The following is a 20,939-nucleotide window of genomic DNA, read 5'->3' as shown; positions in this document are numbered from 1 at the left end:
GGCTGCCGGGGAGAGAGTGCCGGCGGCGTTCGACGCGCGGACGACATCCGCTGTAACTTAATCCCTGGGTTGCAATCTTTCAAGGGAAATCTGCAAAAACTTGTTCGTCCTGGGGTCGGCCTTTGAAAATCACGTATTCATTCCGTGTCTCGTCGTCCAGGGAGCGCCAGATCAGGAGCTGTTTGCGAAGGGCGTTGATGAAGGCCTTGTTGGCCCGCTTCCAGGCGTTGGCCTCCCCGGTTTCACGGATCATCGTCACGTGAATTTCCAGAAACCCCTCGTTTTCCTCGGAAGGGCAGAAGACGAGCTGGATCTGCTGCATGATCCCGAAATCGAAGGGCGCCAGCCAGACCCGGGCCTTGAGCTGAATGCACGCGCGGCCGTCCAGATCGATGTTCCCAGGCGCCGGCGCGACGATGATTTCGTCGGTGGAGAAGATGCCGTGGGAGACATCCTGATGCCCCCTGAAATAGCCGGCCAGATACCCCGCAATGCTGTCGTGCTCATGGTATTTTACGAGAAAGGGGAGGCTGAGCGCGATCTTGTTGTCGTTGACGTCGGGCAGGGACCAGGAGCGGTTGACGTCGGGTATGGCGATATCGGCCGCCATGCGGGCGGGATAAACCACGGAGATGAGGACCACCAGCATCACCAGGATCATGGAGGCGACCCCCGCCAGGGAGGAATAGTTGACGGTGATGCCGGACCAGAGGGCTGTGCCGGCGAAGAGTCCGGCCGACACCTGGGCCAGGAGGTAGCCCAGAACGACGCTCAGAACGGCGAAGGCCATGGCTTCCGCGATGAAGAGGAAGGCGACGTGGGACGGCGCCAGACCCACCGAGGTGTAGACGGCGATCTCCCGTTTTCGTTCGTAGACGCTGCCGATCATGGTGTTGAGGACGATAAGAATGGAGATGACAAGGGGGATCAGGATGTTGGGGACCCCGCTGTAGTCGAGGGTGTCGCCGGCTTGATGCATGAAGGTCCCCTGGGGCTCCCCGGTGAAGAGGGGCAGGCCGAAGCGGTCCGAGAGCCGACGGGCCGTCTCCGGAATGGTCTCCGGGTTGTCGGGGCGCACGGCAAGCCCCTTGAGGGCGCCGCCCCTGGCCATTAGAAAGTCCGCCGGCACGATCACCGTGAGGTTGGCCGGGATGTGATGATATCGGCTCTGGAAGGATTGAACATCCTCGCCGGACTCCATGGCGTCCATCTCCACCTCGGTCATTTCCGTAGAGATTTCGGCGGGAAAGGTGACCGGAGTCAGGATCTCCCCGTCCAGATCGGGGTGTGCCTCGTATCGTTCCGACGAAAAAACGCCCGCAACGCGAAAAGGGACCCCCCACAGGGAGACCCGGACGTTTTCGGGAAAAGGGTCGGCCGTAATGCCGAGGGATTGGGCGATCCGGTCGGGCAGGAGAACGGCCCGCTCGTCGTCCCGGGAAAACCATCGTCCGGCGGTAAGAATCCGATCCAGGCCCGTGACCCCGGGCTCGCGATGGGAAAGCCCCATCATGGCCCGCGCTTCGAAGGTCCTGTCCCCGTATTGGATGGGGATGGGAATGGCGCGGGTCCTGTCCGCATCCTCCAGGAAGACGCGAGGCGCCGTCGTCGCCTTGCCGTGAAAGGCGTTTGTCAACGTGCCCAGAGCTTCCTTGGGAAGATCCTGCCAGTTGAAGGTTTTGATCAGAAACCCCGGGTAGGGGACGCTCTCCTGGAAAAGGATCCGGGTGTGGCGGCGGGTCGACTTGACCGACGTGAAGCTCATGATGGTGAAGGTCAGGATGATGAGGGTGACGCAGGTGAGCCCGGTCCGGATGCGGCGTCGTTTCAGGTTGCCCACCCCAAGGAAAAATGCCGCCGTGAACGCCTTCCACCGGCTGATCTCTTCGGCCCGCATCTGTGTGGCCCGCCGCTGCAGCAGGACCATTTCCTGCTCGAACCGGAAGAAGATGATGAGCGTCACCATGAGAGAAAGCCCCATGATGAAAAAGGCCAGGATGACCACCGTGGGGCTGTAGGCCAGCTCAAAGGCCGGATGGACCTGATAGATGACGGCGATGAGCAGCAGCAGGATCGCCAGAAAGGCGATGATCCGCTTGTGGATGTTGCGGAAGGCGAACAGCAGACGTTCGGCACAGAAGGCGAACGGAACGAAGAGGGCAATGTAGAACAGTACCCCGAAAAGGACGTCTTTCTGGGTCTTCTCCACCTGGTTGTACACCCGGTCCGCCAGAGCCCATGCGGTCAGAGCCGCTTCGCTGAAGCGGTCGTACCGTTGCTTTTTCAGCGCGGTTTCGGCCTGCGCCAGTGCATTGGTTCCCGCCTGCATCAGCTCGCCGATCTTCTGGTCGTGGATGCCGTGGGCCTCGAGATTCCGGATGCGGGGGGTGAGGAGCGCCCACATGTCCCGTGCGGCCCTGAAACCGGTATAGTGAACAACGGGCCAGTCGTCGATGCGATATCCCGTGCCCTGGGGGTTCTCCTCGTCGGCATTCAGCAGGAGCATCTTTTTGCTCAGGACCGAATCCGAGAGGGTCAGCTTCATGTAGCTGCCGGGTTCCAGATAGACCGATGCGATGGTCGAGGAGCGGGTATCGATCCGGCTGTACCAGTACCGGAGGGGGAGGGCTTCCCGCCTGCCGTCGATGATCTGGATCTTGGTCATGTACCGGAAGTTCCGGGGCTCCAGCAGGTTGAAGAGGGTGGTTTGCCGGGCGGTGAACATGACCAGGTCCGTCTCCATGTTCTGCCGCTGCATCTTGAGCCGGTAGGCCGACTTCCCCGTCTGATTCTTGTCTACGGCCCAGACGACCTCTCCGGTATCGGCATCGAAGCGGTAGGCCTCGATAATGACCTTGTCCAGCATCAGCTTCTTGTCGGCGACGCCCTTGAGTCGGAATATGCCCCTCTCGTCGGTCATGGCGTAATGGCGGGCGCTGCCCTGAAACGCCATGACCACCGTCTTGTCGGCCGTCTGATCGGGAAAGAGCTCGCCGTGGCGGAGGCGCTTGGCCCGGCCCGTCACGGTGGCGAATCCGTCGCGGGGCAGCTCCCCGCTGTAGGATTCCGGCGAATGGGCCAGGGCGTCGATGAGGCTGATGACCCGTCGGGCCTGGCGTTCGGCGTAGGCCGCATCGACGGCCGACGGGCGGTCGTGGGGCGTTCCCCACAACACCCGGGCGTCGTTGACGGTGGCCAGTGTCAGCCCGATATACCCCGCCAGGGCGGCGACCTCGCCGCCCAGGGGGGGACGGTCCGCGAAATAGCTCTGCCACGACCGGAGGGCGCTCGGTCGCAGGGTGTCCCGGTAGGCCGCCATCCCGGTGTCCCCGGTTTCGGCGGCTCGACGGAGAATCTCTTCGACGGCGACATAAGGGCCGATACGGTTGATCTGGGGTTTGATGTCGTAGAGCCATCCATAGTTGAAGGCGCCGATGCCGTTGCCGTGGCTCGACAGGTGGAGGGAGACGACCGCGGCCAGGTCCCGCGCCTTGACGACGCCCCGGAAGCGCTTCTGGGCGGCAAGGCGGTGAAGCTGGTTCCCGGTGTCCTCGAGGATGCGCTCGAAATCCCGGACGGTCGGCGGGATGATTCCGGCCAACAGGACCCGCTCCGCTTCCGGCAGGTCCGTGAACCGGGATCGCCACCCCAGACGGCGGAGCAGCATCCGTTCTTCGGCCAAGGTTTTAATGGCCGCGGCATCCTGGTCTTCCTTCTCAGCCATGCGCAGCGCCATCAATCTTCGGGAGAGGGCGTCCACCTCGGTCTTGATCCGGTCTTCCAGGGCTGCCTGAAGCGCCGGCCCCCCGGCATCGCCCTCGGCAAATCCCGTGAGGATGTTCAGCATCGTCCGGCATTCCTCGCGGAGGCTTTTCAGCCGTTTTTCCTCCTTACGGATTTCCTTGGTGGGGGTTCGGATGCTCCAGATCATCTCCCGCATGCCGGCGAGGCTCTGGGCATGGCCGCTGGTGGCGGCCAGGAGCACCGACCGGGCCGGCGGATGGGCCGTGAGATGGCGGGCCAGGGCGATGAGCGACGCCGCACCGAGGGCCTCGTCCGCCCCCGGAGCCCGGGTGAAGACGTCGGCGGTGCTGTCGTAGAAGGCCTCCACGATGATCAGCTCCTCCGAGAGATCGGGGTCGGCTCCCGGGATGATGCCGTAGACGTTCTCGGCCTCCGTCTCCGTCCATCGAACGCTGGTGGTCAGGACGACCCGGTCCGACACGGTGCCTCCCGGCGCCGATTCGAAGTCGCCGAAGAGATCCCGGGCCTGGTCCAGGGGCATCCAGAAGCGGGGAAAGAGAACGGGGGAAAGCTCCGCCTTGTCTTCGAAGTGGATTCGGGATGGGGTGCCGCGCTCGACGTAGATCAGTGCTCTGGCGCCGAATTCAGCGGCCCGGAGCCAGTTTTTGCCGGAATCCAGGTCCATGAGCAGGATGCTGCCTGCGATCTTTTTGCCGTTGAAGTCCGACAGGTTTCCCTGTCCCACGTAATGGAGGGGACCCGTGATGCCCTCCGGAGGGAGGGCCTCGGGGGTGACGGCGTTGGTCCGCATGGGCAACAGATCGGCGACGCGGCCCGATACGGTAAGGGTGCTCCCGCCGTGGCGCCGGATGGGCAGGGAAAAGGGGAACCGGTCCACCCCCGTCACGCCCATGGCCGAAAAGGCATCTGCGATATAATCGGCCGCCTGCCTGCACCCGGGGGTGCCGGTGCTTCGATCCGCCGGGGCGGCCAGGGCGTCGACGGTCTTGCGGAGGTCCGCTTCTCCGGGCGGCACCGGGTTGGCGCCCAGGGCCGGGCTCGTCCAGAGCGCCGCCAGGAGGAGGATGACCGCTCTCCGTCGGATCGACTTGAGGGGCCTCAAGGGGTCTCCTCCCGTTCGCCGATTCGGCCGACGGATATGGAGAGATCCTCGCGGTTCTCGATTTTTTCCACCAGGCCGTCCCGGATCCAGATCACCTGATCCGATACGTTGAGCATCTTGAAGTCGTGGGTGGCCGATATGACCGTGACCCGGGTCTCTTCGCTCAGGCGCTTCAGGAGGGCGATGATCTCCTCGCCGGTGGACAGATCGAGGTTGCCCGTGGGCTCGTCGGCCAGAATGATGGCCGGATCGTTGGCCAGGGACCGGGCCACGGCCACCCGTTGCTGCTGGCCTCCCGAGAGCTCCGAGGGCTTGTGGCGGAACCGGTCCCCCAGCCCCACCATTTCGAGGAGCTGGATGCCCTTGTCCACCGCCGCATCGTTGTTCATCCCGGCGAAGGTCATGGGCAGGGTGACGTTTTCCAGCGCCGTCATGACCGGGATGAGGTTGAAGGTCTGGAAGATATAGCCGATCTTGCGGCAGCGGAGCCATGCCAGTTCGTAGGCGTCCAGCTGGGCGATGTCGACCTCGTCGATGAAGACCTTCCCACTGGACGGTTTGTCCAGGCCGCCGATCATGTTGAAGAGGGTGCTTTTCCCCGAGCCCGAAGGACCCATGATGGAGATGTAGTCGCCCGCGGCGATCTCCAGGGTGATGCCTTTCAGGGCCTGCAGCGCCATTTTACCCATCTGGAAGGTTTTGGTGACGTTGGCGACCCGGACGATGTGGTGGATTTCAATCATATGGCTCTCTTTCGGTCACTGCTCGACCCGCATGGCTTCCACCGGCGCCATCCTCGCGGCCACCAGGGCCGGATAGAGGACCCCCGCCAGGCTGAGGATGCACCCCGTCGTCGCGGCGAGGCCAAGGGATGTCAGGATGTCGGGCCAGGGCAGGGCGGCGAGGGCGGGGCTTCCGAATCGAAGCAGACCGTTCAATAGGGCGAAAAGCGCCCCCACGGCCGCGCCGACCACCGCACCCGCGAACCCCTGCATGGCGGCTTCCAGTAAAAACAGGCGCAGCACGAAGCGATCGAGGGCCCCGAGGCATTTCATGGTGCCGATCTCCCGAAACCGTTCGGTGACCGCCATCAGCTGGGCGTTGACGATGCCCACCACGCAGACCATGAGACTGAGAATGACCAGCCATCGCTGCTTGGGGCTTTCATCCACCCGGGTGTCGGTCTCCCCCAGGTCGTATCCGGACTGGATCAGGGCCTGGCGGTGCGTCGGATCGTCCATGGACAGCAGGCCGTTGGCGATGTCGTTGCCCACGTTGACGAAGCTCAGAAAGGAGACGGCCAGCATGAGGCTCGCGGTCGTGATCAGGGACCTGAAAAAACGGACCTTGAGGCTCTTGTAGGCGATCTCGATCGATTTGCCGAAGGGGAGCACCACCAGCCGGTGGCCGTCGCCCTCGGTTTTCCGGGTTCGGGGTGGGTCCATAACCTCCTCCGCGCAAGGATGAGGGCCGAAGGCCCCGTCAAGGGGTTGGACTGAATACGGAAGACTTGAGAGGCGGCACCGCCGCCGGCGGCCTTGTCTCCTTCAGTCTTCAGCCTAAAATATACGCCTCCCAACGATCCGTCAAGACGTCCCTTTCCCGGCGGGGGTGATCCGTCTTCGCCACTCTGTGAGGCGCGCCTTGACGGTCTGTTCGTATCCCCGGTCGGAAGGGGTGTAAAAACGCCGTCCCCGAAGCGGGTCGGGCAGGTATTCCTGGGGGACATAGGCATCCTTATAATCGTGGGCGTACCGATAGCCCTTGCCGTATCCCATGTTTTTCATCAAGGCGGTCGGCGCGTTGCGGATGTGGAGGGGCACCGGCAGGGTCCCGGTCTGTTCGACAACCTCGCGGACCGTGTTGAAGGCCCTGTAGACGCGGTTGCTTTTGGGGGCCGTGGCCAGGTAGACCGCGGCCTGGGCCAGGGCCAGGTCCCCTTCGGGGCTGCCCAGAAACCGATAGGCCGACACCGCGTCGAGGGCCGTCCTGAGGGCATAGGGGTCGGCAATGCCCACGTCCTCCGAGGCGAAGCGGACCATGCGGCGCCCCACATAGAGCGGGTCCTCTCCCCCTGCCAGCATCCGGGCGAGCCAGTAGAGCGCCCCGTCGGGGTCGCCGCCCCTCAGGCTTTTGTGAAAGGCGGAGATGAGGTTGAAATGTTCATCGCCGGACTTGTCGTATCGCGGGGCGGTTTTCTGGAGGGCCTTTTCGGTGTCGGCGACCCCGATATTCCGCCTGCCGGCCGCCGTGACCAGGTGGGCGGCGATCTCCAGATTGTTGAGGACCGATCGGGCGTCTCCGTCGGCGATACGGATGAGGTGTTCGGCGGCCTCGGGGCTGAGGGTCAGATTCAGGCGGCCGAGTCCGTTTTCCGCGTCCCGGACGGCCCGGTGGAGGATGCCGGCCAGGGCTTCGTCGGAGAGCGGGGCGAGGGGGATGACCCGGCATCGGGAGAGGAGAGGGGCGATGACCTCGAAGGACGGGTTCTCGGTGGTCGCGCCGATGAGGGTGATGAGGCCGCGTTCCACGTGGTGCAGAAAGGCGTCCTGCTGGCTTTTGTTGAACCGGTGGATTTCATCGACGAAGAGCACGGTCCGCTTCCGGTGGAACCGGCGCTGCTTTTCCGCCGCCTCGATGACGGCCCGGATGTCCTTGACCCCGGAGAGCACCGCCGAGAACCGGACGACGTGGCACCGGGTCCCGGCGGTGATGATGCCCGCAAGGGTCGTCTTCCCGCATCCCGGCGGTCCCCACAGGATCATGGAGAATACCCGGTCGTTGTCGATGGCGTGGCGGATCAGGGATCCCTCGCCCGTCAGCGCTTCCTGCCCGATGAACGCCGAAAGCTCCCGGGGCCGCATCCGCTCCGCCAGGGGCCGGTCGGCCTGGAATTCTGCATCGGCCCGGTAGGCGAAAAGGTCCATGGATTCCTTGGACATGTCGAGATCTCCTTATAAACCCGATCCACTCATTTGAAGGCAGTGAAGGGGGCATCGCGCCACACCGCCTCGCTTTCGAAGAAGCGTGCCGTCCGCTCCATATAGCGCTCCGGGCTCCTGAGCTTGCGGATCTGTTTGAGAAACCGCGGGCTGTCCTCGAAGGATTCGGAAAAGTAGACCCAGAAGCCTTTCATCCGCTCCACGAGATGGGCCGGACCGCTGAAGACCTCCCGGTAGGCGTCGAAGAGCGCGTCGTGAAAGCGTCTGAAACGGTCGATCCTGTCGGAAAAGGCATCCTGCCCCGTTTTGATGACGCCCGGCAGAAAAGGATTCGTCAAAGCCCCCCGGCCGATCATCCATCGCTCCACTTCGGGGAACTGCCCTGACAGCGCCGTGAAGTCCGCCGGGCGGCGGATATCCCCGTTGTAGACCACGGGATGACGGAGCGCTTCGAGGCAGATCCCGAAGGTATCGAGGTCGGGGCGGCCGCCGTACATCTGGACGCCGGTCCTCGGGTGGAGGATCACCTCCTTCAGGGGGTAGCGGTTGAAAACGGGGATCAGCCGGAAGATCTCCTCCCTGGAATAGCGGCCCAGCCGCGCCTTGACGGAGAGCTCGCCCGGGATCTTCGGCATGACCTTCTCCAGAAAATCGTCGATGCGGTCCGGGTGGGGCAGCATCCCCGATCCCCGGCATTTCTTGGCCACCATGGGGAAGGGGCAGCCCAGGTTCCAGTTGAAGGCGCTATATCCCAGGCCCGACAACCGCTCCGCCATGCGGAGAAAATCCCCAGGGACGTTGCCGATGAGCTGGGGCACGACGGGCATGTGCCGGTTGTTTTCCGGCAGTACGTCCCGGATATGGCAGTCCCGGACGCGCCGGCTTTCGGTGGTGGGAATGAACGGCGCCACCGCCAGGTCGAAGCCGTCGAAAAAACGCGAGAAGACGTTGCGGTAGACCGCGTTGGTAAACCCCCGGAGGGGCGCGAGATAGAGGGTCGGGGACATGGGGCGATCCTGGGGTGCGTACATATGGTTCGAGGCTGAAGGCTGAAGACTGAAGGCTGAAGGGGTGCGTCTGCGATGAAGAGTGCGCTTATTCCCCTTCAGCCTTCAGTCTTCAGCCTGTATTTTGACATTCAACTTTCGACGTTCATGATGTTGACCGGATAGAGGTGCCGGGAGGATACGGCGGGCGCCCCTTCAGCGGCACTTGAACGAAACCGCGCGGGGCGCGGGCCGTATCCTCCCGGCACCGGCCGATGAACGTCGAAAGTTGAGATGACGATATCACCTCGTTGATTCATCTCATGGAATCGAGACGGGGGTCAAGGGGTTTCCGGAGCGTCGGACGGGGCTTCCCGGTGGGGAATACGGCAGCGCTCCGGGATTTTCCCGCATGCCGGGTTTCCCGGGGCATGACGCCGGTGGACCGTCATGCTGAAAAATGTTCCGGGGGACGCGTTTCTTCATTAGAAAAGACTTGACATGTCCATGGGAGACTGTTAGCAGATGAGCGAGAATGTTTATGATGAACTGAATGAAAAGGAGGTGCATCGGAGACATTTATCTGTTTTTGGCAGGGAATAATTATTAGGTTGGTTTATTAGGTTGATTCAATTAGGTTAAGGAGGAATCGAGATGAAAAAATTAGGTATGCTGGCTTTGGCGGCGGTACTGGTGGCGATGTTCACCATGCCTGCCTGGGCGATCGAGAGCGAGTTCGGCGGTTACTGGCGGACCCGGTTCTACACCACCCAGAACTTCACGGGTGAGGATGAATCCGAAGCCGGTGACTTCAGCGGCGTGGATACCCGTACCCGGCTCTACTACACGGCGACCTTTCACGAAAACCTGAAGTTCGTCAACAAGTTTGAGTGGGATGCTATCTGGGGCACCGGACCGCTGGGCGACATCGGCGCCGACGGTAAAGAGTTCGAGATCAAGAACTCCTATGTCGACTTCAACACCGGTCCCGTCAACTGGAAGGTCGGTATCCAGGGCGCCGTATTCGCCCGGGGCTTCCTCTTTGACGACGACTTTTCCGGGGTTATGGTCAACTACAAGGGCGAGACCTTCGAGCTTCCCTTCGTCTGGGTCAAGGCCTATGAAGGCACCGAGCTCAGCTTCAATAACGCTCAGGACGCCAACGATCTCGACGCCGACTATTTCGGTATTTTCCCGAAATTTACCCTTGGCGGCATGTTCGACGTCAACCCCTACTTCATGTACATCTATTCCAAGGACGCCAGTGAATGGTTCGGCACTGGGGCTGGAAACCATTCCTTATTGGCCAATGCGCTTGGCGCAGAGGCAGAGGAACTGAATATGTGGTACGCCGGTCTTGACCTCGATGTCGACTTCGACATGGGTGCCGCGTGGTTCACCGGTATCTACCAGGGTGGCGATGTTGACCTGCAGACGGGCGAAAGCCTTGATTTCAAGGCCTGGTTGCTGGCTCTCGGCGGCAATGTCAACGTCGGCATGTTCGACGTTCACGGTCGGGCCTTCTACGCATCCGGCGACGATGACGACGACGAGGACATCGAACAGTTCACTCCGCCCCAGGGCCGTTCCTACTACTGGTCTGAAATCATGGGCTACGGCATCTTCGACTTCACGACCTCCAACAACGCCCCGGCCGACAACATCTCCAACGTGTGGGCCGCCAATCTGGGCGTCGCGGTCAAACCCATGGACAAGCTGAAGGTGGCGCTGGATGTCTGGTATGCCGCACTGGCCGAAAAAATTGAGGTTGCCGGCGGCGGTGAGGAAGACGTGCTGGGTACGGAAGTGGACCTGGTCATCACCTATGAAGTGGTCGAGAACCTGAACCTGGATCTCGTCGGCGCCTACCTGTTCGCGGGCGACGCCACCACCGAGAACCTCGACAACGACGAGAACCCCTACGAAGTGGGCGCCCGTCTGTCCCTGGCCTTCTAAGGTCGCACCAGAACATTCCTGATGGCATAACAAAGCCGGAGGAGCCACGTGCTTCTCCGGCTTTTTTTAATGTTTAATGCCCCGGGCGGCACGCCGACGATCGCCCGGCGGTACAAAGCCCTCCCCCCCTCGGGGACACCCGGGCGGCGATTCTCGCGCTGTCCCGGGCGCCGGGGCGGCGGGCTTTCGGCTATCCGAGCTTCCGCCACAGGATCTCGTTGACCATCTTCGGGTTGGCCTTACCTTTGGTGGCCCGCATCACCTCGCCCACGAAAAAACCCATCAGCTTGGTCTTGCCGCCTCTGAAGGCCGCCACCTCGTCCGGATGACCGGCGAGGACGTCGTTGATAATCCCTTCGATGGCGTCGCCGTCCGAGAGTTGCACCAGCTGTTTTTCAGCGACGATCCGTCCGGGCGGCCTGCCGGTGGCGGCCATCTCTTCGAAAACGGTCTTGGCGATCTTGCCGCTCAGGGTGCCGTCGTCCACCAGCTTCAGGAGGGCACCCAGGTCGGCGGGGGCGATGGGGGAGGCCCCGATGTCCTTGCCTTCGCTGTTGAGCAGCCCCAGGAGGGGGCCCATGATCCAGTTGGCCGCAGGCTTGGGCCGGGGATAGGCCTCGAGGCAGGCCTCGAAGTAGTCCGCCAGTTCGCGTTCGGCGGTCAGAACCCCGGCGTCATAGGGCGTGAGTCCCAGCACCTCCACGAAGCGCTTTTCCCTGGCGTCGGGCAATTCCGGCAGTCCGGCCGTGATCTCCCGGATCCAGGCGTCGTCCACCACGACGGGCAGGAGGTCTGGATCGGGAAAATAGCGGTAGTCGTGGGCCTCCTCCTTGCCGCGCATGGGGGTGGTCACGCCTCTGTCCGGGTTCCAGAGTCGGGTCTCCTGGACGACCGTCCCACCGTCGCCGATGACCTCCTGCTGGCGGACGATCTCGTAATGCAGGGCTTTTTCCACATGCCGGAAGGAATTGAGGTTTTTCAGTTCGGTCCGGGTGCCGAAGGCCGTTGCCCCTGCCGGCATGATGGAGACATTGGCGTCGCAGCGGAAGCTGCCTTCCTCCATGTTGCCGTCGCAGATGTCGAGATACCTCAGGATGGCGTGGAGTTTTCTGAGATAGCTGCCGGCCTCTTCCGGAGAGCGGATGTCCGGTTCGCTGACGATCTCGATCAGGGGAACCCCGGTCCGGTTGAGGTCTACATGGCTGACGGAGCGGCCGGGGTGATGGATCAGCTTTCCGGCATCCTCCTCCATATGGATCCGCGTGATGCCGATCCGCTTTTTTTCGCCGTCCCCGTCGATCTCGATGTAACCGTGTTCACAGATCGGCAGCTCATACTGGGAGATCTGGTAGCCCTTGGGAAGGTCCGGGTAGAAGTAGTTTTTGCGTGCGAAACGGCTTTCCCGGTTGATGGTGCAGTGGGTGGCGATGCCCATCTTCACGGCGTAAGCCGCGACCTTGCGGTTCAACACCGGCAGAACCCCGGGCATTCCCAGGCAGACCGGGCAGACATGGGTGTTCGGCGGGGCGCCGAAGGCTGTCGAGCAGCCGCAGAAGATCTTGGTTCGGGTTTTGAGCTGGGCATGAACCTCCAGCCCGATGACGGTCACAAATTCCATTTTTCATCCTTTGACAGTTGATTTCAAAGCGGCGGGTTCAACCGGATGCCGAAAAAATATTCTTGAAACATCCGGGCATATTAGTCAAGGCCAAATCCGCCGGATATGCAGTTCGATCAGGGGTGTCGGGGGCCTTATTCGGGCACGACGGCCAGGGGCAGCGGAAATTCCCGAAAGACGGCCAGAAGCGCATGGAACGCCGGTCGAAACCGCCGGTAGTCCTCGGGGTCGACGTATCGGTTGGCGCCGCTGGATCCCAGCAAAACGATGTCGTTCTCCCATGGATAGCCCTGCCGTTCAAAGAGAACCTTCAGGTGATCGTTGAGGCGGCGGCTGTTGTTGCGGCACCCCGAGTGGTCGAGAAACCATTTGCGGGGCGAGAATGGGTCGAGGTGATCCAGCATGCGGCAAACGGCGGCGGGAAGCGCGTCGTCGGGAGCGACAACGCCGTTTTGGGGCGTGATCTGATGGAAATCGAAGCCGGCCATGGCGGAGGAGACGAGGCAGGGGATGTCCGAGCGAAAGCATTCGTAGATGCTTCGGCAGACGTTTTCGTGAAGGGCGAGATGGACGCCCATGCGGCAGCGGGCGAGATATCGGGGAACCTCCCGCCTCGGCAGATTGTCGCGGACGGTGACCCGATTTTCGAGCCCCAGGGCCCCCACCTGTCGGCGAAAGGCGGCCACATGGCGGGATGCGCCGCGACCGATGAAGAGCGCCGTCAGGCGGGAGAGCTCGGGACGGCAGAGGAGTTCCAGCAGGAGGTTGTGGCGTTTTCGCGGCATGTCGTCGTAGAGTCCGTTGAAGACGATATCGAAGCGCTTCTCCGCCCCAAGGGGAACGGTGCCGTCCTCCTCCAGATAGTCGCCGTGGGCCAGCGGCACCGGGACAACGCCTGCCTGGGTTTCCAGGAACCTCCGGTCCTCCGGTCCGCCGGCGCCGATGAGGCAGGGGTCCTCGAGATCGGAGAAGACCCGCAGCCAGGCATGCCGCGCCAGGACGCCCCAGGGCGGCTCCATGTAGATGACGTATTCTTTGCTGATCCGTTTCAACAGCCCGGGAATACGGAAGAGATAGGGGAGGGAGAAGATCCGGAGGACACCCTTTTCCGCCGGCGGTCGGGGAACTTTCAGGATCTGACAGAAATGGCGGAGTCTGAAGGTCTTTTGCCGCTTTTTGACGATCTTGGCGTCGATTTTGCGCTGTTCCTCGGCCAGGAGCGATACGATTTCAGGATGCCGGTCCGTTCGATTTTCCAGGCGGAGAAGTTCCCGCCATTGGCCGGGGAAGGGGAGCAGCGCGAGAAACAGCCGGGCCTGGAGGCGGTCTTCCGCAGGTGACGCCCCGCGGGCGACGGTTTCCAGATAGGACCGGTTTCGGAGGAGTGCATCGTAAGGCCAGGAAAGTCCCCGCAGGTTTTCGAGACGCGGGCGGCCTTCCATGAGGACCGTGAAGAGAGCCCGACGAACCCGGCGCCGCAGCCGGCGGTATGCGTCGGGATCCTTTAAAGTGAACAGCCGCCCGGAATCCATGAGGTGGAAGAAGTCGTCGAGGATTTCGAGGGCCTCGTGAAACGCGCTGGATTGAGACACCATCTGTCGTATCTTTCGAAGAGAGTTATATACCCCCTGGCATCCGAACCGGGGACCGAACCGCTTCAACATATCCTGGAATCCGGCAAAAGGGAAGGGGGTCTCGGGGGGATCGGCCAATAAAAATTTCTTGACTTGACCCTTAAAATAGCGTTTGGTGTGGACGACCGACGAGACATAACTCTATGAAAAATAAACCCCTATCTCAGCACAACCGCCGCGGGGCGGTTCGTCGCGAATGAAAGGCCGGCGTCACGACCGTACGATGGGCAGAAGTTCGACCTTCAACATACTGATGTACTCCCACGACACCTACGGCCTGGGGCACATTCGCAGGACCATGGCCATCGCGTCCCATCTGCGGGCTCCGGACGTCAACATCCTGATTCTGACAGGATCGCCCATCGCCGGCCGGTTCGCATTCCCGGATCAGATCGACTTCGTTCGCATTCCGGGGATGATCAAAAAGACCAACGAGGAATATCTGCCCCTCTCGATCAAGATCAACCCCCGCCATGCCCTGGACATTCGAAAAAACATCATCAGCGCCACCACCAAAACCTTCAGACCCCATCTCTTTATCGTGGACAAGGAGCCCCTGGGCCTGAAAAAGGAGGTGCTTTCGACGCTCCAGTGGCTGAAGCGCTGCCTTCCCGATACCCGGACGGTGCTGGGGCTCCGGGATATCATGGACGATGCCGACACCATCCGCTCCGCCTGGGCGAAAAAGGGGATCTACGACGTCCTTGCCGCCCTTTACACGGAGATATGGGTCTATGGGATTCAGGAGTTCTATGACCCCATCGTGGAATACGAGATCCCCGGGACCGTGAGCCAAAAGATGGTCTTTACCGGCTACATTCCGCGAAAGGTCCCCAACCCCGAGGAGATCCGAAAGGAAAAGCGGCGCCACTGTCTGGCGGAGCGGGAACCCCTGGTGGTGGTGACCACCGGCGGCGGGGGGGACGGTTATCCGGTGATGGATGCCTTCCTGTCCATGTTGGAGTCCTTCGGGACTCCCGTTCCTTTCCGGAGCATCCTGATCACCGGTCCCTTCATGCCCAAGAAACAGCGGACCGACGTCCATCGCCGCGCCAGGACCGTCGGGGTCCGGTGTTTCCATTTCTATCGCCAGATGGAAAAGGTGCTCGCCGCGGCCGACCTGGTCATCTCCATGGGCGGCTACAACACCCTTTGTGAGATCCTGAGTCAGAAAACCCTGCCCCTCATCATACCCCGGGAGACGCCGCGGCGGGAGCAGCTCATCCGGGCCGAGCGGTTTCACGCCCACGGCATTGCCGAATACATCCCCTGGAACGCCCTGACACCGGTCGTCCTCCGGGAGAAGGTCCTTCACCTGCTGGCGCACCCCCGCTGCCGCGAGGCCGCCATAGACCGTTTTACCATGACCGGATTCGAGGTGATGCGCCAACGGCTCAACGTTTTCAGGAGTGCTTCATGATCGATTGCGAAAGACCGGTGCTGGGGATGATCCTGAAAGGCTACCCCAGGATCTCCGAGACATTCATTTCCAACGAGATCCTGCTTCTGGAATCCCTGGGCTTCACGATTCACCTCTTTTCCATGCGTCATCCCCGGGAGTCTTTTGCCCACAAGAGCGTCGAGCGGATCCGGGCGGGGGTCGATTACCTGCCCCAGGAGATCCTGGCCGGCTTTTTCCCACTGCTCTATCACAACCTCCGGGCGGCGGCCCGGCAGCCCCGCCGCTATCTGGCCGCCGTCCGGACAGCGGGCAGGCGATTTCTCAGGACCCGCAAATCAGCCACCATCAAGCATCTTCTGCAGGCAGGCTACCTGGTGGACAAGCTGTTGCCCGGCCGAAACATCGTTCATCTTCATGCCCATTTCGCCCATTCCCCCACCTCCGTCGCCATGTTCGCGGCAGCGCTTTCGGGAATTCCCTTCAGTTTCACCGCCCACGCCAAGGACATTTACACATCGGATCCCCGCCAGCTTCGGGAAAAGATGGCCCTGGCCCGATTCGTCGTGACCTGCACCGAATACAACCGCCGCCACCTCCTGGACATCGGGCGCGGCGGGCGAACGCCGGTATACCGCGTCTATCACGGCATCGACCTGAAGCTGTTCGGACACGCTTCGGATGAGGGGCGCGTTCCGGAAATGCCTTACCGGCTCCTGACCATCGCCCGTCTCGTGCCGAAAAAGGGACTTCCCACGGTCTACCGGGCACTTCGGATCCTGAAGGACCGGGGTGTCCGTTTTCAGCACACCCTCATCGGTGACGGGGACGACCGGGAAAGCATCCTGTCGAAGATCGAGACCCTCGGGCTTGCCGACGACTGTCGGTGGCTCGGCACGCTTCCCCACGAGGTGGTCCTCGCCCACTATCGAAAGGCCGATCTGTTTGTCCTGGGATGTGAAATCGCCCCCAACGGCGATCGCGACGGCATCCCCAACGTCTACATCGAGGCCATGGCCATGGGGGTGCCGGTGGTGGGAACGCGGGTGTCGGCCGTTCCCGAACTCGTTTCCCACGGCCGGACAGGGCTTCTGGTTCCCCCCGGCGCACCGGCGGCTCTGGCCGATGCCATGCACCGCCTTCTGGCGGATGGGTCGCTGCGGACGCGGATCATTGACGCAGCCCGGAAGCGGGTGATTCGGGATTTCGACAACCAGCGGCTGATCCGGGATCTGGGAGACATCTTTCACCGGGAGCAGCCGCGACTCTGAAAGGGAGCCGGACGAAACGCCCTCATGCGCATTACGCTTTACGCGCCCTTCAAACCGTTGGACCATCCCCGCCCCTCGGGGGACCTCGCCATCGCCCACAGCCTCCGGGCCTATCTCGAGAGCCGGGGCCATTCGGTGCGGCGTGCCGGGGGGACGCGGATGCGGTGGATCTACTGGCGACCGCGGCTATGGGGCCCCCTTCTGGGGGAGTGGCGGCGCGCCCTTCGTGAGCAGCGCATCCGGCCCGCCCAGCTCTGGCTCACCTACCATACCTATTACAAGGCCCCTGATCTGCTGGGACCGTTGGTGTGCCGCCGATTCGGGCTGCCTTACGTCGTCTTTCAGGGGATCTTTTCCACCAAGCGCCGCCGCCGCCTCAGGACGCTGCCGGGGTATCTCCTCAACCGCCTCGCCCTCACGACGGCCTGCCATCTGTTCACCAACCGGCTCGAGGACTGGGTCAATCTGAAGCGCCTGGTGCCGTCCCATCGCCTGACCTACATCCGGCCCGGTATTTCCCCGGCCATGTTCACCTTCGATGCCGGGGCCCGCGCGATCCTTCGTCGGGAATGGGCCGTGGGAGACGCGCCGGTCGTCCTCTCCGCCGCCATGTTTCGCCCCGGCGTCAAATCCGAGGGGCTTGCCTGGGTCATCCGCTCCTGCGGCCGGCTTTACCGGACCGGGCTTCCCCTCTACCTCGTCATCGCCGGGGACGGCCGTGAACGGGAACGCCTGAGACGCCTGGGGGAGCGGCATCTGCCCGGACGCATCCGGTTCGTCGGAAGAATCCCACGGGAGGAGATGCACCGGTTCTACAGTGCCGGCGATCTTTTCGCCTTTCCCGGTATCCGGGAGTCCCTGGGCATGGTCTATCTGGAGAGCCAGTCCTGCGGGCTTCCGGTGGCGGCCTTTGACAACGGGGGCATTCCCGAGGTGGTGGCCCGGGGCGAGACCGGACTTCTGACGCCCCCTTTCGACGGCCCGGCTTTTGACCTGGCCCTTTCAGGACTTATATTGGATCCTGAACGGCGATGCGCGATGGGCGAGCGCGCCCGGGAGCATGTCCGCCGTCGTCACGATATCGAGAAAAATTATGGCCCGATGGAAGCGATCCTCTCAGATATCGCGGGAGGCATGATGAGATGAACGAATCACCGGCATTGACGCGCTTCGGGGTGCTGCGGCACGCCCCGACGGTCTGGAACCTGGAGAAGCGGATCCAGGGCCAGCTCAATTCACCGCTGACCGGGGAAGGAGAGCGAATGGCCCGGGAATGGGGGCGGCTGCTGCGGCGATACGCCTGGGACAGGATTCTGGTGAGCGACCTCGGGCGGACCCTGCGGACGGCCGAGTTGATCAACCGGACATTGGGGCTTCCCATGACCGTGGATCCCCGTCTCAGGGAGAAGGATTGGGGGGAGTGGGCCGGCAAAACCATCGACCAGCTCCGGCAGCAGGCTGGGGATCGCCTTGCGGCCATGGAACGGGACGGGTGGCGGTTTCGGCCCCCCGGCGGCGAGGACCGCACCGAGGTGTGGTCCAGGGGACACCAGGCCCTCGTCGACGCCGCCGCGAGGTGGCCCGGGCGAAAAATTCTGGTGGTGACCCACGAGGGCATGATCAAGTGCCTGGTCTATCGCCTGACGAACCGCCATTTCTTTCCCACGGAACCGCCCCTTCTTCGACGGGGGCACCTCCACCAACTGGTGCACGATCGGGAGGGTATGGCCGTCGAGGCGTTGAACGTGCTGGCCCTGTGGATCGACACGCCATGAAGATCGTCTTCTACTGTCAGCATGTGCTGGGCATCGGTCATTTTTTCCGCAGCATGGCCCTCTGCCGGGCTCTTGACGACCACGAGGTGATCTTTCTCGCCGGAGGGGCCGGGGTGGATGCGCCGGTCCCGCCCCACGTCCGGATGGTGCCCCTGCCGGGGCTCATGATGGACAGCGGCTTCAAACGAATGATGTCCACGACGCCCGGACTTTCCGTCGATGCGGTCAAGGCGAAACGGCGGCGCTTGCTGTGGGACCTCATGGCGGCCGAAGCCCCCGACGTTCTGATCATAGAACTCTATCCCTTCGGGAGAAAGGCCTTCCGGTTCGAACTGGAGCCGGTGCTGTCGGGCATCCGGACGGGGGCGCTGCCGGCCTGCCGCGTCATCTGCAGCCTTCGGGACATCCTTGTGGAGAAGTCGGACGTGGATGCCTACGAGCTTCGGGTGACGGCGGCCCTGAACCGGGGATTCGATGCGCTGTGGGTCCACGCCGACCCCCGGGTGATCCGGCTGGAAGAGACCTTCTCCCGCGTGGCGGCCATCGCCGTTCCCGTCGTCTATACCGGCTTTATCACCCCGAGCCCGCCTCCGGACGCCCGAAGGCGCATCTTCGAAACCCTCGGCCTGCCGGAAGCAACCCGGCTGGTGGTGGCCAGCGCCGGCGGCGGAAAGGTCGGCGGGCCTCTGCTGACGGCGGCGGCGACCGCTTTCACGCGGCTCGAGGGCGATGTCCATCTCGAGATCTTCACCGGGCCGTTCATGCCGGCCGAGGCGGTCCAGGCCGTAAAGGCCGCTGCCGACCATCGTACCCGCGTGTCGGAGTTTACCCATGATTTCCTGTCGTTTCTCGCCGCCGCCGATCTGTCGGTCAGCATGGCCGGATACAACACCTGCATGAACGTGACGGCGGCCGGATGTCCCGCCCTGCTCCTGCCTTTTTCCCAGAACCGGGAGCAGCGTCTCCGAGCCGAACGTCTGGCCGATTTCGGGGACGTCCATGTGCTGGCCGACGAGGACATGGCGCCTGGGCGGCTGGCGGATCTCATGGAAAAACAGTTGACCCGAAAACGGCCCGGGAAAAGGCGCGGCGGCACGATCGATCTTTCGGGCGCGCGGACCAGTGCGCGGTGGCTGGCCTCCTGGATGCGCCGATGACCGGGAAAGGAGATCCCTCATGACCATGGAACCCGCCGTCATCTGGCACGCTCGTCCGAATCGGCTTCGGGATCGGCTTTGGCGCGCGGTTGACCAGGGCCTGGCCGACTGCGCCGCCGCCTCCCCCGCCGTCTTCTTCCGGGCCGACGATATCGGCGTGCCCGGACGGCACTTTGCACGGCTCGCATCCCTCTTCGCCCGGCACCGGACCCCTCTCTCCCTGGCGGTGGTCCCGGCCTGGCTCACGCCGGAGCGTTGGCATGCCCTCCGGACCGCGGCGCCGGGCGGAAGGGATTTATGGTGTTGGCACCAGCATGGATGGCGGCATGTCAGCCATGCGGTTTCGGGTAAGAAACAGGAGTTCGGCAGCCGCCGCGGAGGGGATCGGATCGCCCGGGATCTGCGCCTGGGCAAGGCGCGCCTGACGGCGGTCATGGAGGATGACTTTTTTCCGGGCTTCACACCCCCCTGGAATCGATGCGGGCCGGAAGCCCTCCAACAGCTGCGGGAACAGGGATTCCGGTTCATATCCCGAAGCAGGGGAGCCTTGCCGCCGCCCCCTGAAGGGCTTCCGGATTTTCCGGTGAACGTGGACCTTCATACCCGAAAGGAGACGCTTCCTGAAAACGGGTGGGAACGGCTCTTTTCGGAAATTCGCGACGGGATTGCCGGCGGATGCTGCGGCGTGATGATTCATCATCAACGGATGAACGACGCGGCTTTCGATTTTCTGGGGATGATGCTTTCGAAGATTTCAGGGGTCGCCCGACTCAAGCGGGTCCACTTGGGGCATTTGGCCGAGGCACGGGGCTACGGCTACGGCATCCGACCCGTGGGCGGCTCGCTGTCCTGACCCCTTCCGGTGTGTCCGAATCCGCCGGCGTCCCGATCGGTTTCGTCCAGAGACGTCACCAGCGCCGTCGTCGGGCGACAGACCGGTGCGATGACCATCTGGGCGATGCGGTCGCCTCTCTGGATGGTGTAGGGGGCCTTCCCCAGGTTGATGATCGGGATCCGGATTTCTCCCCGGTAGTCGGCATCGACGGTTCCCGGGGAATTGACGAGCCCGATGCCGTGCCGGGACGCCAGGCCGCTCCTGGGGCGAATCTGGGCTTCATAACCCTCCGGAACGGCGATGGCGAATCCTGTCGGAATCAGGACGATCTCCCCGGGTTTGACGACGATCGGATCCGTCACGGCGGCGGCGAGGTCCATACCCGAGGCACCGACGGTCATGTAGCGGGGCAGGGGAATGTCCGCGTCCTGTTCGGGCCTCACGCGGCGGAATTGGAGCACGATCGTCATGTCAGGCAGCTCCGGGGAGATCCGGACAG

Annotated in this window: 15 protein-coding genes; 7 read left to right on the top strand and 8 right to left on the bottom strand. The window is 63.0% G+C overall.

The window, feature by feature from the left end; all coding sequences use genetic code 11:
- Positions 1–79: 79 nt before the first annotated feature.
- From dmul_RS17505 to dmul_RS17485, 5 genes are all read right to left on the bottom strand, one after another.
- Positions 80–4,867: an FtsX-like permease family protein gene (locus dmul_RS17505; RefSeq protein WP_020876655.1), complete on the bottom strand. Its 4,788-nt coding sequence runs from the start codon at positions 4,865–4,867 to the stop codon at positions 80–82.
- Positions 4,864–5,610, bottom strand: a complete 747-nt coding sequence (locus dmul_RS17500) for an ABC transporter ATP-binding protein (RefSeq protein ID WP_020876654.1) — start codon at positions 5,608–5,610, stop codon at positions 4,864–4,866. The genes dmul_RS17505 and dmul_RS17500 overlap by 4 nt, the downstream gene beginning before the upstream one ends.
- Positions 5,611–5,625: 15 nt before the next feature.
- Positions 5,626–6,312 carry an ABC transporter permease gene (locus dmul_RS17495; RefSeq protein ID WP_020876653.1) on the bottom strand — a complete coding sequence of 229 codons (687 nt, stop codon included), beginning with the start codon at positions 6,310–6,312 and terminating at the stop codon, positions 5,626–5,628.
- Positions 6,313–6,453: 141 nt separating this feature from the next.
- Complete coding sequence (locus dmul_RS17490) at positions 6,454–7,809, bottom strand: replication-associated recombination protein A (RefSeq protein ID WP_020876652.1); 1,356 nt, start codon at positions 7,807–7,809, stop codon at positions 6,454–6,456.
- 29 nt (positions 7,810–7,838) lie between these two features.
- Positions 7,839–8,816: a tRNA dihydrouridine synthase gene (locus tag dmul_RS17485; protein ID WP_020876651.1), complete on the bottom strand. Its 978-nt coding sequence runs from the start codon at positions 8,814–8,816 to the stop codon at positions 7,839–7,841.
- A 633-nt stretch (positions 8,817–9,449) separates the two neighbouring features.
- Here dmul_RS17485 and dmul_RS17480 point away from each other — a divergent pair.
- Complete coding sequence (locus dmul_RS17480) at positions 9,450–10,751, top strand: alginate export family protein (protein WP_070962361.1); 1,302 nt, start codon at positions 9,450–9,452, stop codon at positions 10,749–10,751.
- 190 nt (positions 10,752–10,941) lie between these two features.
- Here dmul_RS17480 and gatB read toward each other — a convergent pair whose 3' ends face one another.
- Together gatB and dmul_RS17470 are read right to left on the bottom strand one after the other, a co-directional pair.
- Positions 10,942–12,369: an Asp-tRNA(Asn)/Glu-tRNA(Gln) amidotransferase subunit GatB gene (gatB, locus tag dmul_RS17475; RefSeq protein WP_020877504.1), complete on the bottom strand. Its 1,428-nt coding sequence runs from the start codon at positions 12,367–12,369 to the stop codon at positions 10,942–10,944.
- Between the two features lie 134 nt (positions 12,370–12,503).
- Entirely contained in the window at positions 12,504–14,081 is a 1,578-nt protein-coding gene (locus dmul_RS17470) for a glycosyltransferase (protein ID WP_040415534.1), read from the bottom strand.
- A gap of 145 nt (positions 14,082–14,226) precedes the next feature.
- On the opposite strand from dmul_RS17470, the gene dmul_RS17465 reads away from it, so the two are divergent.
- Genes dmul_RS17465 through dmul_RS17440 form a run of 6 tightly spaced genes read left to right on the top strand, consistent with a single transcriptional unit; the run spans position 14,227 to position 20,458 of the window.
- Positions 14,227–15,423, top strand: coding sequence for a glycosyltransferase family protein (locus dmul_RS17465; RefSeq protein ID WP_040415532.1), 1,197 nt, complete (start codon positions 14,227–14,229; stop codon positions 15,421–15,423).
- Entirely contained in the window at positions 15,420–16,673 is a 1,254-nt protein-coding gene (locus dmul_RS17460; RefSeq protein ID WP_020877501.1) for a glycosyltransferase family 4 protein, read from the top strand. The genes dmul_RS17465 and dmul_RS17460 overlap by 4 nt, the downstream gene beginning before the upstream one ends.
- A 24-nt stretch (positions 16,674–16,697) precedes the next feature.
- Entirely contained in the window at positions 16,698–17,819 is a 1,122-nt protein-coding gene (locus dmul_RS17455; protein WP_020877500.1) for a glycosyltransferase family 4 protein, read from the top strand.
- Positions 17,816–18,448 carry a histidine phosphatase family protein gene (locus tag dmul_RS17450; protein ID WP_020877499.1) on the top strand — a complete coding sequence of 211 codons (633 nt, stop codon included), beginning with the start codon at positions 17,816–17,818 and terminating at the stop codon, positions 18,446–18,448. The genes dmul_RS17455 and dmul_RS17450 overlap by 4 nt, the downstream gene beginning before the upstream one ends.
- Positions 18,445–19,605, top strand: coding sequence for a glycosyltransferase family protein (locus dmul_RS17445; protein WP_020877498.1), 1,161 nt, complete (start codon positions 18,445–18,447; stop codon positions 19,603–19,605). The genes dmul_RS17450 and dmul_RS17445 overlap by 4 nt, the downstream gene beginning before the upstream one ends.
- Before the next feature lie 19 nt (positions 19,606–19,624).
- The gene (locus dmul_RS17440; protein WP_020877497.1) at positions 19,625–20,458 is read left to right on the top strand and encodes a polysaccharide deacetylase family protein; all 834 of its coding nucleotides are present in this window, start codon (positions 19,625–19,627) and stop codon (positions 20,456–20,458) included.
- Here the strand turns inward: dmul_RS17440 and dut are convergent.
- Entirely contained in the window at positions 20,422–20,910 is a 489-nt protein-coding gene (gene dut, locus dmul_RS17435; protein ID WP_020877496.1) for a dUTP diphosphatase, read from the bottom strand. The genes dmul_RS17440 and dut overlap by 37 nt on opposite strands.
- Positions 20,911–20,939 lie beyond the last annotated feature (29 nt).

The organism is Desulfococcus multivorans, from assembly GCF_001854245.1.
In the GTDB taxonomy this organism is placed as follows: Bacteria; Desulfobacterota; Desulfobacteria; order Desulfobacterales; family Desulfococcaceae; genus Desulfococcus; species Desulfococcus multivorans.
Note: the sequence above shows the minus strand (reverse complement) of the source record. Positions and strands in the feature narration are given on the sequence as shown.